At 60.7% G+C, this 15,438-nt stretch carries 16 protein-coding genes; 3 read left to right on the forward strand and 13 right to left on the reverse strand.

Translation table 11 applies throughout. The features are described from left to right. Positions 1–311 precede the first annotated feature (311 nt). Together ACFONC_RS14185 and ACFONC_RS14190 are read right to left on the reverse strand one after the other, a co-directional pair. On the reverse strand, positions 312–3,005 hold the full coding sequence (locus ACFONC_RS14185) for a TonB-dependent receptor domain-containing protein (protein ID WP_386745121.1): 2,694 nt from the start codon (positions 3,003–3,005) through the stop codon (positions 312–314). Between the two features lie 136 nt (positions 3,006–3,141). After that, entirely contained in the window at positions 3,142–4,590 is a 1,449-nt protein-coding gene (locus ACFONC_RS14190) for a hypothetical protein (RefSeq protein WP_386745123.1), read from the reverse strand. Positions 4,591–4,846: 256 nt separating this feature from the next. On the opposite strand from ACFONC_RS14190, the gene ACFONC_RS14195 reads away from it, so the two are divergent. After that, on the forward strand, positions 4,847–5,695 hold the full coding sequence (locus ACFONC_RS14195; RefSeq protein WP_386745125.1) for a 2OG-Fe(II) oxygenase: 849 nt from the start codon (positions 4,847–4,849) through the stop codon (positions 5,693–5,695). Positions 5,696–5,831: 136 nt separating this feature from the next. On the opposite strand, the gene ACFONC_RS14200 is transcribed toward ACFONC_RS14195, so the two are convergent. Next, complete coding sequence (locus ACFONC_RS14200) at positions 5,832–6,152, reverse strand: type II toxin-antitoxin system RelE/ParE family toxin (protein WP_386745127.1); 321 nt, start codon at positions 6,150–6,152, stop codon at positions 5,832–5,834. After that, entirely contained in the window at positions 6,140–6,397 is a 258-nt protein-coding gene (locus tag ACFONC_RS14205) for a type II toxin-antitoxin system prevent-host-death family antitoxin (RefSeq protein ID WP_386745129.1), read from the reverse strand. Before ACFONC_RS14205 ends, ACFONC_RS14200 begins: the two co-directional genes overlap by 13 nt. Positions 6,398–6,669: 272 nt before the next feature. On the opposite strand from ACFONC_RS14205, the gene ACFONC_RS14210 reads away from it, so the two are divergent. Further along, entirely contained in the window at positions 6,670–7,593 is a 924-nt protein-coding gene (locus tag ACFONC_RS14210; protein ID WP_386745131.1) for an IS110 family transposase, read from the forward strand. Positions 7,594–7,722: 129 nt separating this feature from the next. On the opposite strand, the gene ACFONC_RS14215 is transcribed toward ACFONC_RS14210, so the two are convergent. The 6 genes from ACFONC_RS14215 to ACFONC_RS14240 form a co-directional block, all read right to left on the reverse strand. Continuing rightward, the gene (locus tag ACFONC_RS14215) at positions 7,723–8,025 is read right to left on the reverse strand and encodes a putative quinol monooxygenase (protein ID WP_267172971.1); all 303 of its coding nucleotides are present in this window, start codon (positions 8,023–8,025) and stop codon (positions 7,723–7,725) included. Positions 8,026–8,183: 158 nt separating this feature from the next. Further along, positions 8,184–8,483 carry a hypothetical protein gene (locus tag ACFONC_RS14220; protein ID WP_386745132.1) on the reverse strand — a complete coding sequence of 100 codons (300 nt, stop codon included), beginning with the start codon at positions 8,481–8,483 and terminating at the stop codon, positions 8,184–8,186. 466 nt (positions 8,484–8,949) lie between these two features. Beyond that, the gene (locus tag ACFONC_RS14225) at positions 8,950–9,222 is read right to left on the reverse strand and encodes a hypothetical protein (RefSeq protein ID WP_386745134.1); all 273 of its coding nucleotides are present in this window, start codon (positions 9,220–9,222) and stop codon (positions 8,950–8,952) included. A gap of 620 nt (positions 9,223–9,842) precedes the next feature. Then, complete coding sequence (locus ACFONC_RS14230; RefSeq protein WP_386745135.1) at positions 9,843–10,277, reverse strand: hypothetical protein; 435 nt, start codon at positions 10,275–10,277, stop codon at positions 9,843–9,845. A 482-nt stretch (positions 10,278–10,759) separates the two neighbouring features. Further along, the gene (locus tag ACFONC_RS14235; protein WP_386745137.1) at positions 10,760–11,461 is read right to left on the reverse strand and encodes a cupin domain-containing protein; all 702 of its coding nucleotides are present in this window, start codon (positions 11,459–11,461) and stop codon (positions 10,760–10,762) included. Between the two features lie 631 nt (positions 11,462–12,092). Next, positions 12,093–12,581 carry a TspO/MBR family protein gene (locus ACFONC_RS14240; protein WP_332618359.1) on the reverse strand — a complete coding sequence of 163 codons (489 nt, stop codon included), beginning with the start codon at positions 12,579–12,581 and terminating at the stop codon, positions 12,093–12,095. 303 nt (positions 12,582–12,884) lie between these two features. Between ACFONC_RS14240 and ACFONC_RS14245 the strand changes: the two genes are divergently transcribed. Continuing rightward, on the forward strand, positions 12,885–13,067 hold the full coding sequence (locus tag ACFONC_RS14245; protein WP_386745139.1) for a hypothetical protein: 183 nt from the start codon (positions 12,885–12,887) through the stop codon (positions 13,065–13,067). A gap of 708 nt (positions 13,068–13,775) precedes the next feature. Here ACFONC_RS14245 and ACFONC_RS14250 read toward each other — a convergent pair. From ACFONC_RS14250 to ACFONC_RS14260, 3 genes are all read right to left on the reverse strand, one after another. After that, a complete protein-coding gene (locus ACFONC_RS14250; RefSeq protein ID WP_386745140.1) occupies positions 13,776–14,069 on the reverse strand; it encodes a hypothetical protein in 294 nt (97 codons plus the stop codon). 482 nt (positions 14,070–14,551) lie between these two features. Then, positions 14,552–14,938, reverse strand: coding sequence for a hypothetical protein (locus ACFONC_RS14255; RefSeq protein ID WP_386745142.1), 387 nt, complete (start codon positions 14,936–14,938; stop codon positions 14,552–14,554). Between the two features lie 128 nt (positions 14,939–15,066). Beyond that, positions 15,067–15,360, reverse strand: coding sequence for a hypothetical protein (locus ACFONC_RS14260; protein ID WP_386745144.1), 294 nt, complete (start codon positions 15,358–15,360; stop codon positions 15,067–15,069). Positions 15,361–15,438 lie beyond the last annotated feature (78 nt).

Genomic DNA, 15,438 nt, shown 5'->3' on the forward strand with positions numbered 1-15,438 from the left:
ATGGATGGCGCGCGCCCGACTCAGGACAGAGCCTGCCCCCGCGAAGGCGGGGGATGTCCTGCGGAGGGAAAAGCGGCTCCCAGGCGACAGGGCATGGCGACCCACCGAAGCCAGCACGGGCGATCAGCTCTTGATCCGATGAAGAAGCCCGGGCGTGGATGTCATTTTTTTTCCGAAGTCCGCAAACAATCCGTCCGCTTTTGGGCCCACATCATTCCCTGCAAGGGAAGACAAGAAAGCCCGGCAGGTTTCCCTGCCGGGCTTGCCGCCGCCGGACACTTCCCCAAGCTCCGGCGCCGGATACCGCTGCCTCAGAACGAGGCGCTGATCTCGAACGAATACGTGGTGCCCAGGTCGTAGCGCATGACGTCGGCGCGGCCGCCGCCGTACTCCTGGTACTCCCGGTACTCCTCGCCGAGGATGTTGCGGGCCTCGAAGCTCAGTGTCAGGTCCGTGTCCCACATGCGGAAGCCCTTCTTGAGCACCAGGTCGACCGTCGTGCCCGGCTCCTGCAGGTAGTCCGGCTGCACCACCACGATGTCGCCCGTGGCCGGGTCGAAACCGCGGATGCCGCGGGCGTTGATGCGCTCGCTTGCGTAGCCGACCATCACGATCGCCTGGCTGCCGGTGTTCGGGTTCTCGATGCCGAACTGGACGTTGGCCAGGTGCTCGGACTGGCCCTGCAGGCGGCTGCCGTCCTGGACCAGCTCGGATGCGGCCTGCGGGCGGCCGTTGCCGGCGAGCGTGTACGCCAGGTCGCCTTCGTCGACCTGCACTTCGGAATCCGACCAGGTGTAGTTGGCGGCCACGAACAGGCGGCCGTCGCCGGTCCAGCTGAAGGGGCTGTCGAAGTACCTGCGGTAGTCCAGCTCCAGGCCCATCACCGTCGCCGAGGGCGCGTTGATGAAGCTCTGCTGCCAGTTCGAACCCGAACGCCCGTTGAGGACCGCTTCGATCGGCTTGTCGATGTCCTTGTAGAACACGCCGGCACTGAAGTACTCGCCGGCGCCGTAGTACCACTCGTAGCGCGCGTCGAGGTTGAGCAGCTCGCTGTCGACCAGGAACGGGTTGCCGATCACCAGGCGGTCGTTGTCCAGGTCCAGGTACTGCTGCGGCGCCAGTTCGCGGAACTGCGGCCTGGCAATCGTCTGCGACGCGGCGAAGCGCAGTTGCTGGTTGTCGGCGAAGTTCCAGGTCAGGGTGAGCGCGGGCAGGAAGTAGTCGTTCTCCAGCGGCGCGGCGGTGGGCAGCGGCTGGCCTTCGCCGAACAGGTCGATCGGCTGCACTTCCTGGGTCGCGTCCTCGTAGCGCACGCCCAGGCTGGCGCGCACGGTGCCGGTCAGCTGCGACTCGACTTCAACATAGGCCGCACGGGTTTCCAGCGAGGCATCGTAAGCCGCCGCGCCGGTGCCGCCGGTGGTCTCGCGCAGGGTCAGGTAGCCCTGGCTGATGTTGTAGTCCGAGAGCAGGTAGTCCGGCCGCTGGTAGCGTTCGTAGAACGGCAGGTTGCCCAGCGAGAGCAGGCGGAACTCGCGCGTGACCGCACTGCGCTCGGTGTCCGACCACGCACCGCCGAAGTTCAGCGTGAGGTCCATCTCGGTCGGCAGGCGCCATGCGGCGTCGACACCGGCATTGTCGACGCGCTCGTCGACCTGGCTGAAGCGGGTGTAGTTCTGTGCCTGCGAGGCGTCATGCGCCCAGAAGCCGTACGCATCCTCACGGTAGCGGAAGCCCTTCTCGTAGGGCGCGCTGCGGCTGGCGCGTGAATGCCCGGCGCGCCAGTCCACCTGGACGTCGCGGTACTCGCCGAAGGCGTGCTCGCCGGTCAGCTGGGTGTTGATCATCTCGCGCTCGATCCAGTGCGTGGTGTCGTCGCGGACGTTGTCGCCGGTCAGCAGGCTGTAGCCCTCGCTGCTGCGGGTTTCCTTGTCGGTGTCGTGCACGTACATGGTCATCACGCCGACCTTGTGGTCGCCGAAACCCAGGTTCGCGCCGACCAGGCCGTTGATGGTCGCGTTGTTGGTGGTCGACATGAACTCGTAGTCGCTCTGCACCGCCATCGCGCCGCTCTCGACCGCGCCGTCCTGCTGCACGCCCAGCTGGGTCTTCCAGCTGTTGCGGATCGAGGCGGTGGCGACGATGCCCAGAACGGAGTCCTCGCCGATCCCGAACGAGTTGCCGGTGCTGATCTGCGCGCTGAAGTCCGGGTTGACGCTGTCGGTGGTCTGCAGCAGGTTCAGTGGCGCGTTGGTGAAGCTGCGCGCGATCTTCTTGACTTCGTCGCTGGTGAAGTTCAGGCCGGGAGTGATGCGGTGGCCGGTGGCGATCGCGTCCTTGAGTTCGGCCGACATCTTGCGGGTGCCGTCGTCGTAGCCGAGCAGGTCGGAATCGCCTCCGCCGTAATGGGTGAGGCCGGGCTGGAACGTGGTTTCGCTGTTGCCGCCGGTGCCGATCTTGATATCGAGGAAGGCTTCCTCCGGGATCACCGCGCTGGACAGGTTGATCACGCCACCGCCGAACTCACCCGGCATCCGCGCCGAGTAGGTCTTCTGCACCTCGATGGTCTCGAGCACGTTGGTCGGGAACAGGTCCAGCGGCACCACGCGCTTGAGCGGCTCGGGGCTGGGCAGCGGCGAGTTGTTCAGCAGGGCAGACGAATAGCGTTCGTTGAGACCGCGCACGTACACGTACTTGCCCTGGTTGACGCTGATGCCGGCGACGCGGGTCAGGGCGTCGGCGGCGGTGCTGTCGCCCTGGCGCTCGAGGTCCTGCTTCGACACGTGGGTCATGATCGCCGGGCTGGCGAGCATCGGCTCGGGGATGTACTCGCCACGCACCTCGACGGCGTCGAGTTCGGTGGCCGACGACGGCGCGGTCGTCTGTTCGGTGGCGGGTGCTTGCGGTTCGGCCTGTGCCTGGGCCAGCGCACTGGCGGGCGCGAGCAGGGCCGAGATCGCCAGAAACACGCCTGTGCGTGGGCCTGTGCGTGCGGAAGTGAGCTTCATGGATGGCAGCCTTTCGATGGGTTTCGAGCGTCCGACAAACCAATGCCGCGGTCGGGCCGCGGCATTGGCGAAAGGGCGGTGCCGCGGACCCTGGCACCGCTCCCCGACCGGGAACGCCGAAGCGTTCCCGGGGCGCTTACTGACAGGGGGTGTCGCTGGTCAGGCCGCACGTCCAGCCCTGCCACCAGGTGTCGTTGGCATCCTTGACCGCACCGATGTAGTCGACGTCGACGAACGACGGGTTGATCGAGGCCAGGCCGGCGTACGCCGGGACCGCGGTTTCGTTCGCACCGTTGATGAAGGTGCTGGTCAACGTCGAGGCGCCGGTCGAGTTGTTGCTGCCCGCAGCAAATGCCGCGGCCTCGGCACCGGAATCACCGCCCGCGAACGCCACGTCGCACGACAGGTAGGTCGAATCGAAGGTGCCTTCGGTGGTGTCGGACTGGAACTCGACGCAGGCAGGCAGGCCGCCGGTGATCACCGCGTTGTAGTAGCCGACCAGGGTGCCCTGGTTGAGCACCACCGCGTTGTCGTGCCCCGCGCCGACGAAGGTGACGTTGGCCAGGTTGGGCATCGAGCGGTAGGGCAGGTCCTGCGAGCTCATCTCGTTCATGCGGTCGCCGCCGCCCGCGCGCTGGACGATCAGGCCGAACTGGACGCCGCCACGGAAGCCCGAGTCGGTGTCGAACGTGTCGTCGTCGTTGCCGGTGCCGACCAGGTACTTGCCGTTGACCGTGCCGCCGAACCACTCGAAGCCGTCGTCGGAGCTGTTGTGCACCTGCACGTACTCGACCGTGGTGCCCGAGCCCAGGCCGGCCAGGGTGATGCCGTTGAGTTCCACGTCGGGCAGCACTTCGAAGCCCGAGTGCATCACGCGCACGTACTTGAGCACGCCGCTGTTGTCGGCGTCATCGTTGCCGCCGTAGAAGCCGTTGGCACCCTCGACCTGTGCTTCACAAGTCGCGCTGCCGGGCTGCGAGGTGCCCGGGCAGGTGCTGATCGCAGCGCGTCCGAGCAGCACGAGGCCGCCCCACTGGCCGATGGAATCGATGTCGGTCGTGCCTTCGACGCTCTGGCGGCTGGTGAACACGACCGGCTCGGTCGCGGTGCCCTCGGCGAAGATCTGCGAACCGCGGTTGACCATCAGGAAGTCGGCGCCCGAAGAACCGAACACGGTCACGCCCGGCTCGACGGTCAGCGTGCCCTTGCGCGCCTGCGGGGCAGGGTTGGCGGCGTCGCCACCCATGTCTTCGCCCACGTCGGTGCGACCGTTGAGCGAGAACACCACCCCATCGACCTTCGGCAGGGTGAAGTCGCCGATGATGCGCGACGGCAGCTGGCAGTTGACCAGGCCTGCGATCTCGCCCACGTCGGTGGTGCCGGCCGGGCAATCGGCCGCGGTCGGCGGCGGCGGCGGCGGCGGGGGCGGCGGCGGAGGCGGTGGCGGGGGTGGAGTGGTGGGCGGCGGCGGGAACGCGCCCTCGCCCGGCGAAGCGACGCGATCGGCACCGCCGCCGCAGGCGCTCAGCGCCAGCACGGCGCCGACGGTCATCAACAAGGTTCTGGTATTGCGGGAAGAAGCCATCTGGAACTTTCTCCGATCGGTGGGTGGTCCCGACTCCCGGGGAAAGGCCCCGACCGTGGCCGCCTGCGGCCCCGATCGAATGCGCCGCTTCCCCGAGCGCGTCGATTCGGGGAATCGTTATAGGCAGGCTTCATGACAGTGGGCTTGCAGAGATAACGATTTCTTCATGCAGCGGGAAAGCCCGGCGCGCACTGTCGTCAAACTGCAACCCGGATGACATAAAACAGGCGCAATCAGGCGAACGGCGTACACGGCAATGAGCAGGCAGGTTCCACCGCAGACCATCGAATGGATCGTCGAACAGGCACGTAATGGGCATCCGCCCGAAACGCTGCTCAAGCCGCTGATCGACAACGGCTGGGATGAAGACGGCGCGATCGATGCGGTCGAGCAGGCGATGCGTGGCTACCTGGATGCGCATGCGCGCGACAGCGGGCTGCCGCCTTCAGTGCCCGTGCCGTCGCCGATCGAACTCAACGGCGCTTCCGTGCTCGATGCCGGCGACCGGCAGGTGCACGTGCTGGCGAACATGTTGCTGCCACGCGTGATCGTCTTCGGTGGATTGCTGGACGTGGCCGAGTGCGACGAGTTGATGGAGCTGTCCCGCGCGACACTGAAGCGCTCGACCGTCCTCGACGCCGAGACAGGCGGCGACCAGGTACACGATGACCGCACCAGCGCCGGCACCCACTTCGCACGCGGCGGCAATGCGCTGGTGTCGCGCATCGAGGCGCGGATCGCGACATTGCTGGACTGGCCGGTCGAGAACGGCGAGGCGACCCAGATCCTGCGCTACGGCGTGGGCGCGCAGTACAAGCCGCACCATGACTACTTCGATCCCGACTGGTCCGGATCGGCCGGGCCCCTCAAGCGCGGTGGCCAGCGGGTCGCGTCGCTGGTGATGTATCTCAACACTCCCGAGCGTGGCGGCGCGACGACGTTCCCGGAAGTGAATTTCGAGGTCGCCGCAGTCAAGGGCAACGCCGTGTTCTTCAGCTACGACCGCCCGCACGCGATGACCCGCACCTTGCACGGCGGCGCCCCGGTGCTGGCCGGCGAAAAGTGGATCGCGACCAAATGGCTACGCGAACGGCGACACGACTAGGAAGCATCGGGCTGCCGGATGCGGTGGGTTCGGGTTGAACAAATTGCCAGGAGCCAGCTCGCGAGCTACAAGCAGGCCCTGCCTCTAACGTCTGAATCGAGCCGCTTCGCGAAGCTACGTTGGCCTGAATGAATTGTTAGGCCTTTGCTTGCTTGGAGCGCGAGGTGAGCCGTCCCTTGCGCAATAGACGCTCTGAACGCATGACATGCAGGATAAAGACCTTGTGTCCGTCATGGCGGTAGAAGACGCGGCAGGGCGGCTCCACTATCTGGCGATAACGGGAGCGCCCGAGTTCTTGAGGGCGACTGCCGCTGTCAGGGTGGTCGGTAAGCTGCTCGATGTGGCCGAAGATACGTTTGACAAGCTCCGCCGCTGCGACCGGATTTTCCAGCGCAATGTAGTCAGCAATTGCATCAAGGTCTGCCAGCGCGGGCTCTGACCAGACTATTTCAGCCATCTGGCGAGGCGCTTCTTGGCTTGAGCATGGGTTGCTACACGGCCCTCAGCGATTGCCTGTTCTCCACGGGCAATACCCTCAAGGATGGCCATGCGTTGCTGCATGAGTTGATAAGTCTCAACGTCCAGCAGATAGGCGCTCGGCAGGCCGTGCTGAGTGATGAGGATTGGCTCTTTGTCCCGCTCAATGTCCGAGAGGAGCTCGGTAGCCTGGCGTTTGAGGGTCGTAACAAGTTCGGTGCGCATGGAGTGATACTATAGTATCACTTTTGGGTGTGCAAGTGGCTGGGGCAAAGGCCTAACGCCTTATGTCTTTCGTTTCCCCTAGCCTAAGCGCCGAGAGCCCGGCGTGCGCGCCCGATAACGCCTCGGTGTCAGCACCACCGTAACTCAGCAGGGGGCCGCACGCCGGATCTCGCGCCCTGCGCCCGGACAGTTGAACGAGGTTGCCCTCGAACCGATAAGCGTGGGCCTCGGGCGCGATGCTCTCGACGGGCCAACTTTAGCGGAGAACGGGGATGACGGCAGCGGGGATCGATGTGGGCAAGGCCAACCTGGACCTGGCCATGGACGGGCAGGTCGGCGTGACCCGGTTCGCCAATAACCATGCGGGGATCGGCAAGCTAATCAAGCGCCTGCAGGCTTTAGACGCGGAGCGGATCGTGTTGGAAGCCACCGGTGGCTATGAAGAGCCGTTGCTGGAAGCCTGTTGCGACGCCGGGCTTTGGATCGCCCGGGTCAACCCGCGGCAGGCGCGCGACTTCGCTCGCGCGACCGGCGAGCTGGCCAAGACCGATGCCATCGATGCCCGTCTGTTGGCGCTGATGGCCCGGATGTTCGGCGATCGCCTGCGGCGCCATGTGGCGCCGCCGATATGGCAACGCGAGCTGCGCGACTGGCTGCGTCGTCGCAGCCAGGTGGTCGTGCTGATCCAGGCGCAGAAGCAGCAAGCGGCGATGGCCCCGCCCGCGGTGCGCAAACTGGTGGCGCGTACGGTCGCCGCACTCAGCCGCGAACTTGCGGCCATCGAGCGAACGATGAAGGCATTGATCCAGCAGCACGCCACGCCTGCATTGCGCTCGAACAAAGGCCTGGGCCCGGTGTTCCAAGCCACCATGCTGGCGCTGCTACCCGACCTCGGGCATCTGAATCGCAGGGAGATCGCCAAGCTCACAGGCGTGGCGCCCATGAACCGGGATAGCGGCCAAGGCCAAGGTAAGCGCCGCATTCGTGGCGGCCGTGCCCCCGTGCGCACGGCGCTGTACATGGCCACGCTATCGGCCGTGCGATGGGATCCACTGATGAAGGCGCACTACCAGCAGCTGAGAGCACGTGGAAAGCTGGCCAAGGTTGCCTTGGTGGCCTGCATGCGCAAGCTGCTGGGCATCGTCAACGCCAGGCGGCGTGACGAACTGAGGATGGAGGGCGGAGCAATGTCTTGAGCGGAGCGCTTCAAGACAGTTGCTGAGTTAAGCCGACTTGCGTAGTGGAGGCAAAAGCGTGGCAAGCTTTTTCTGCCACGCTTTTGCCGTAACGAAGCAAGTTCGGCTTGAACGAATTGTTAGGCTTGCTTAGCCGGGTAGCTTTGCCGCAAGTACGTCAACTTTCTCGATGGACGGCGGCTCGGAGAACAACTCACCGGCCTTTGCCATTAACGCTGCTGCGACCTTGCCGGAGAGATGGGCTTGCCGACCCGCTTCATCCGGAAAGGCATCAAAGATTCCGAAAGTACTTGGCCCAAGGCGAATGCCAAACCAAGCAGTGGTGGCAGGCTCCTCATTGACAATGGGAAGACCGCCCATAAGGAAGCTCTCCACCTCTTTCTCTTTTCCGGGTTTCGCTTCAAGGCGAACGAACAACGCTACTTTGACCACGATATGTCTCCTGTTGTTGTAACGACATCACGATACGCCATGTTCTCTTGCAAGCCTAACGCCTGAATTAAGCCGCGCCGCGAAGCGGTGTCGGCTTGAATGAATTGTTAGGCCGCGCGCCGCAGCAGTTTGTCTGCCGCCTGAGCGCTGGCCACTACTTACTGCCACTGAAGAGTAGCTTGCAGTTGTTCAATGGTTAGTGGCTGATCGCCAAGTTGCTCAGTATTTGCATCCAAGCAAGTGCTAAACGCATCGAGTATTTCGGCCTGCTCGGGTGTGAACATACCAGAGGCTACTGCTTCTTCTGGATGATACTCGTCCAACCACCAGCAAGCGAACTCGTCTTGGTACGACCGATAGTAGGTCTCACGAGCAAAACGCCTCTGCTTCTCGGTGCTGGCCAGAAACTCTAGGGTTTCAAGCAGGCTACTTCTAATGCTGGAGTAATTTGGATTCATCCTTCGCGGCCTAACACTTGAGTTAACCCGACCCGCTGCCACGACGATCGTGAGCCTGCAGTATCACAGCCAGCAATACGTTTGAACGAAGCAACGAAGCGGGTTCGGGTTGAACGAATTGTTAGACCGCCGGCCACGGAGCCAACGGCCCACCGTGCCGGACTTTACGACAAATCTGGCCGGAGGGCGCGCTTGCGCCGGGCGCGATCTGGAGTGAGCCATTACAACCCTGTCCGAGAGCCAGCGGCTTGCGCCGTGAACTGTCGAGGTTGGGCAACGGCGATTGTGTCTGGAGCGCCAGGCTTGCGCCGCGACCTGTCAAACACCCGAACCCACACAGCCATTGATCTTTCCCGAGCGGACTAACACCTAAGTTAAGCCGCGCCGCGCAGTGGAGCGGACCAGGTGGCAAGCTTTACCTGCCGCCTGGGCCACGTAACGAAGCGGGTTCGGCTTGAACGCATTGTTAGGCCTCAACCCGGCACCAGAAGGCCACCGTGAATTTGCCCAACTCTATTGACTCCCAATCCTTGGACTCGTGGACCGGCATATCAAGTGTTACCCGCTTGAGGCCGACTGAGTCCGAGAAGCGGTCGAGAACGATATCGGCAACGTCACCGGCCAGTTGATGATGCGCCAGAAACAGATTGAAGCTGTCAGTTCTCTGCTCAGAGCTGACCATGATCTCACCGCGATCTAGCAGATCATCACCTTGGAACAGAGCTAGATCAACGCGCATAGGATCTCGACTTGAGGCCTAACGCTTGAGTTAACCCGACCTGCGTAGTGGAGCCAACCACATGGCAAGCTCTATCTGCCATGTGGTTGGTGGAACGAAGCGGGTTCGGGTTGAACGAACTGTTAGGCCGCAGCCCCTAACCTCTGAAGTGATAAGTAAAAAGTCCATCGCGTAACGGAGTATAGCTAGGGTCGCCTGTCGGTGAATGGGGAATTGCGGCGCCAGGGCGAGGTACAAAGAAGCCTTCTTGGTCCACAAATAGCTCACGAGTGCAGATGTATAGCCCTTCGGGGGCTGCACGAACGTGCTCGGGATCAAGTGCCGCAATTGCTTGAGGCCATTCATTCTTATCGATGCGGCCGTCCGGGTGATGCAACAACAATTGATTGCCCTGAGCAACAACAATGCTTGCATCGGAGAAAGGCAAGCTTGGAGTGCAAGCGCAAGCCAAGAGTGCTAAGAGAGCTAACAGTGAGAGGGTTCTTGACATGCGGCCTAACACCTAAGTTAAGCCGAGACGCGTAGTGGAGCGAAGCACATGGCAAGCTCCTTCTGCCATGTGCTTTGCGGAACGAAGCGGCTTCGGCTTGAACGCATTGTTAGGCGCCAGCCACCGACACCTAGAAGGCATCAACAGAACCAACATTTCTCTCGCCCTCGTCATAGCGCACGAACTCCACCTGGATCTCATACTTTGCGCCCAAGCGGCCCAGCACACACCTGGCCGCCTCTTGCGCGGAGACTTGAGGGCAGCCGTAACTGTAACGATCAAGGACCGCCCCGGTGCGACCGGAGCGCGTGCCCTGCTGGAACTCTTTGAGATAGTTGTACGGAGAGCTAGTGAAAAGGTACAGGTAAGCGAAGTCTTGGATCTCCATCGCGTCTACTGGACCGACGGCTTTGACCACCTCACATGTGTTGTCCGGGCAGTACTCCACAATGGTTTCTCCGTCGTTGGTTGCGACGGATATCATCTCTGGAAATTGCTCGACAAGCTCATGTGCGAATGAGTTGAACGAAGTCATGAAGATGAGAAGTGCGGCAATGTTTCTCATGGCGCCTAACGCCTGAATTAAGCCGCGCCGCGAAGCGGCGTCGGCTTGAATGAATTGTTAGGGCGCAACACCGCAATCGCCCTGTACTGAGTCTAGAGCTGCTTGTGCACCAGCAACATCAGCAGCGGCGGACGCAATTTTGCCAAATGCTTGAGGAGTTGGGGTGTCTGTGGCCGCAGCTTTGGCCAGCTCAAGCTTGGCCTCAGCCGCTCTCAGGTTTGCTTGAGCCTCTTGGATCTGTGAGGTGCAACCGGATCGTTGCGCGGTGCCAGCGCACGCCGCCATGCCGAGGATCAGAAGAATCAGTAGCGAGAGTTTTGCCATTGCGCCCTAACGCCTGAGTTAAGCCGACTTGCGTAGTGGAGCCAAAGCCATGGCAAGCTATTTCTGCCATGGCTTTGGTGGAACGAAGCAAGTTCGGCTTGAACGAATTGTTAGGCGGCAACCCCGGTCGTACTCAGCCGCCACCGAGCGCGCCGAACTTAACCGTCCTTGGATGCCGAAGCAGGCTCCGGGCTCGGCGGCGCGGCCAGTTCCTTGGCGTCGAGATAGCCGTCGCCGTCGCTGTCTTGGGCACCGAACATCTTTGCCAGAGGCGTCGCCATTCGCGCGCGATACTCGGCGCGGGTGAAGGGCTTGGTGCCGCCGCCCGGCCGCGGTTCATCGCGGCTCACCACCTGATCGTGATCGTGGTCCATGGCGTCCCAGTCGAAAAGCCCATCCTGGAATTCGGCCAGTGACACCCGGGCATCGCGGTCTGCGTCCATGTGCGCCAGGTCTGGAACTTCGTCAAACGGCAATTCAGTCGCAATGAACAGAACGCAAGGTGCGTCTTTTGTACAAGCCGTAGTGTGCGGTAGCTTCGCGGGGCCATAGGCATAGGATCCAGGCTTGAGGATCATCGTTTCGTGGCCGTCGTACGTTAGATGCAATTCACCGGAAAGAAGAACCATGCGCTCCGCAGTGGTGTGCCAGTGATGTCGAGAGATGGAGTTCGCTGGGAACTTGACCACCACATCAGCGTTACCCTTTTCCAGGTCTCCGTGAACGGCAGACATAAAAATCTTGTCCGGGTTGCTGATATCACGCGTCATTGGAGAATTGTCAGCGTTGTCTTGTGCAAATGCGGCCCCACAGCTCATGAGGGCGAACAAAGATGCTGCGAGTTGTAAATGCCGATTCATGTGTCACCTCCTGGTTCAAGTTGCAGGGGACTTCACTTGCCGCCTAACGCCTGAGTTAAGCCGACTTGCGTAGCGGAGCCAACAACATGGCAAGATTTTCCTGCCATGTTGTTGGTGGAGCGAAGCAAGTTCGGCTTGAACGAATTGTTAGGCCGCAGCCCCCATTTGAGCTGCGACCATTTGTTTAACAAGGAGCTGGAGTCCGTAGACGAGCGCCCCGCCCAACAGAGGCAGTATATATTGGCCAAAGAAGTCCATTGCACGCGACTTACGAGGGTCTGTGATTTGCCAAAGCGCGTGAGTGTTAAGTACTCCCACGTAGAGACAGAACGCGGCTCCCAGAGCTATCCGGGTGACCTTTGCAGCAATGTATCCAAAGCGAACGTCTGCGTACTGGAAGGCGACAATGATGAGAAGCCATTCAGCCAGCTGGAAGAGAACCGGAACTGAGCCGAGAACCCGGCGAGTGAACACTGGCGTTTCAAATGCCACGACGCTTTCCCCTGCGGCCTAACGCCTGAGTTAAGCCGACTTGCGTAGCGGAGGCAACAACATGGCAAGCTTTTCCTGCCATGTTGTTGGTGGAGCGAAGCAAGTTCGGCTTGAACGAATTGTTAGGCAACGCACCCCGCTACCCCAGAATCTGCGGGTTGAGTTGCCACACTGAATAGTTGAGCGCCGAGGCGAAGCTTACCCAAAGCAGGTACGGGATGAGCAACGCACCCGCCAATGGTTTGACGCGCGAGAATGCAATAAGCGTTGCAACGATAAGCACCCAAAGCAGAACGATGTCCGCGAAAGCCAATCCGCCCAAGTGCCACCCGAAGAACAGCCAACTCCAGAGCGCATTGACTGCGAGTTGCACCAGAAACAGAGTAAGGGCTGTGCGTGCAGCACGGAACCCTCCGACACGCCAGACCAACCATGCCGCAATGCCCATGAGCGCGTAGAGGATTGTCCAGACAGGACCGAACAGGTTGGGCGGCGGCGCCCACTCCGGGCGTATGAGTTCGGTATAGAACGGACCAGCTTGTATGGACGCTGCGCTGCCGATGGCGGCAGCAATGAAGCTGACCGTGAGCCAGGCAAGGAACCCGATGATTTGCTTGTTTTTCGGCAAAGTCACGACTCACTCCCTTGTGTTGCCTAACGCTTGAGTTAAGCCGACGTGCGTAGCGGAGCCAACAACATGGCAAGCTGTTCTGCCATGTTGTTGGTGTAGCGAAGCGCGTTCGGCTTGAACGAATTGTTAGGCCCCGGCGCGAGAGATTCAAACGCACTGGGACCATCCGGAGTCAGATATGCCCGCGTAGTGAGCTACGCGCAAGATGTCCTCCGTAGAATATTCGGTTGCGGATAGAGTAAGCGACTCCCCGCTGTATGGAACTATTTGCAAGCCAAGTGGAGTAAGTGAGCTCTTCTCATGGTCTATCTCACTTACGCGTATATTGATCAAGCCTCCCAAGCTGGTGAACGCCTCAATCTCGCCGCTCTTGATTTCAACCGAATGGAACCAAGGCGCCGCAAAGCTCTTGATGAGCAGGAAGACAATGGCGATTCCCAGACCAAAGACCAGGATGAAGTAGGTATTCAGGTCATCGATTAGCAGGGTGGCTAAGCAGAACGCCAGGATAAGCCCCAGTGCTCCGAACAACGTTACCTTGCTGGGCTTCTTGTGGATCGTCACCTTCACTTGTCACCACCGGGGCCTAACGCTTGAGTTAAGCCGACGTGCGTAGCGGAGCCGACCACATGGCAAGCTTAACCTGCCATGTGGTTGGTGGAGCGAAGCGCGTTCGGCTTGAACGATTTGTTAGGCGGCCAGAAGTAGAGCACCCCACATACAAAGCCAGCCATGCCACCAGGTAACACCCCAAGCCGAACAAGTGATTCCCACGATGACATGCCGAGTGGCAGCAAGAATAAGAACAAGGCCGAGGCGAGTGCCCCAATGACTCCACATGTGAGCCCGCCCAAGTAGCGTGGCAGCTTGTAGCGAAATGACCACGCCGCCAGCCCGGTTAAAACTGCAGGCGTCACCCCAAAGGCGAATGAAATTGTCACCAGTATGCTAGGAAGAACTGAGCTGAAACCGCTCAGGTCTTGGGCAACGATGCAGCAAAGACCAACCAGCGGACCGACAAGCCCAAAGAATAGAATTGTTTTAACAAGGCTAACGATCATATTGGGTTGGCCGCCTAACACCTAAGTTAAGCCGACGTGCGTAGCGGAGCCAACAACATGGCAAGCTCTACCTGCCATGTTGTTGGTGGAGCGAAGCGCGTTCGGCTTGAACGCATTGTTAGGCAGCAGTCTAGTCCTCACGGCGATAGAAGGTATAGCCGAAAGGTTTGCGCCCGAAGGTGCCGGCAAACCACCCGGCAGAGAACGACTGCTCAACAGCGAGTGTAGGCACAGACCCCTGATTGTCCTTTGCGTAAGCGCCGCCGGAGCGCCACTCACACAAAACAAGCTCCTTTGCCAAGTGTTCAGCACTGGCCAAGCTGTCGGCTCTAACCAATCTGGTAGTGAAGAACCCAGCAACTGGGACGTCCTCAAAGATCAAGTTGATGCCGCTACCAGCAAGGATGACTTTGAAGTACGGCATGGTTTGGTCTGCTGCCTAACGATTGAGTTAACCCGACCCGCTGCCACGACGATCGTGAGCTTGCGTCGGAACAGCTTGCAACACGGTTGAATGAAGCAACGAAGCGGGTTCGGGTTGAACGAATTGTTAGACCGCCGGCCACGGAGCCAACGGCCCGCCGTGGCGGACTGTACGATAAATCTGGCCGGAGGGCGCGCTTGCGCTGCGTGCGATCTGGAGTGAGGAATGGCGACCCTGGCCGTGAGCCAGCGGCTTGCGCCGTGAACTGTAGGGGGTAGGGCGACTGCGATCGTGTCTGGAGCGTCAGGCTTGCGCCGTGATCTGTCAGACGCCCGAACCCGCACAGCCATTGATCTTTCCCGAGCGGACTAACGCTTGAGTTAAGCCGACGTGCGTAGCGGAGCCAACAACATGGCAAGCTCTACCTGCCATGTTGTTGGTGTAGCGAAGCGCGTTCGGCTTGAACGAATTGTTAGAGGTGATCACTTGACACTACAAGTGGCTGCCTCTTGGCTCTCAGAACGAACATAAATGGATGTGTTGCCAGTTTGGTCACTATGCAATTGAAGCTTGTCGTGGCTAGGAGACGCGGTTAGCTCGATGGGAATGGCATTGCCATTGGCATTGGCCAAAAGCGACACCGCCAGGCCCGAATGCTTGTGTAAAAACTCAATGTTGCCCTTGGCGCGGATGACTGTCCCAGTGCCATCAGGGTTGAACTGAAGTGAATCCTTTGGACTGCCATCAGGATCCTCGCAGAGGACCCAAGTGCCGGTAAGCCAGTCATGCTTTTGGCTTGGCGAGTCTGAGGCGACCGCAGGCAAGGACGCGAGAAGCAACAGGAAACTTAAAATGATACTGCGAGACATTGGCTATCACCTCTAACACCTAAGTTAAGCCGAGGCGCGTAGTGGAGCAAAGCACATGGCAAGCTGTATCTGCCATGTGCTTTGCGGAACGAAGCGACTTCGGCTTGAACGCATTGTTAGGCAGCAGTCTAGTCCTCACGACGATAGAAGGTATAGCCGAAAGGTTTGCGCCCGAAGGTGCCGGCAAACCACCCGACAGAGAACGACTGCTCAACAGCGAGTGTAGGCACAGACCCCTGATTGTCCTTTGCGTAAGTGCCGCCGGAGCGCCACTCACACATAACAAGTTCCTTTGCCAAGTGTTCAGCACTGGCCAAGCTGTCGGCTCTAACCAATCTGGTAGTGAAGAACCCAGCAACTGGGACGCCCTCAAAGATCAAGTTGATGCCGCTACCAGCAAGGATGACTTTAAAGTACGGCATGGTCTGGTCTGCTGCCTAACGCTTGAGTTAAGCCGAGCCGCGAAGCGGCTTCGGCTTGAACGAATTGTTAGGCCCCGC

Source organism: Luteimonas soli (genome assembly GCF_042648865.1).
Lineage (GTDB): Bacteria > Pseudomonadota > Gammaproteobacteria > Xanthomonadales > Xanthomonadaceae > Luteimonas > Luteimonas soli.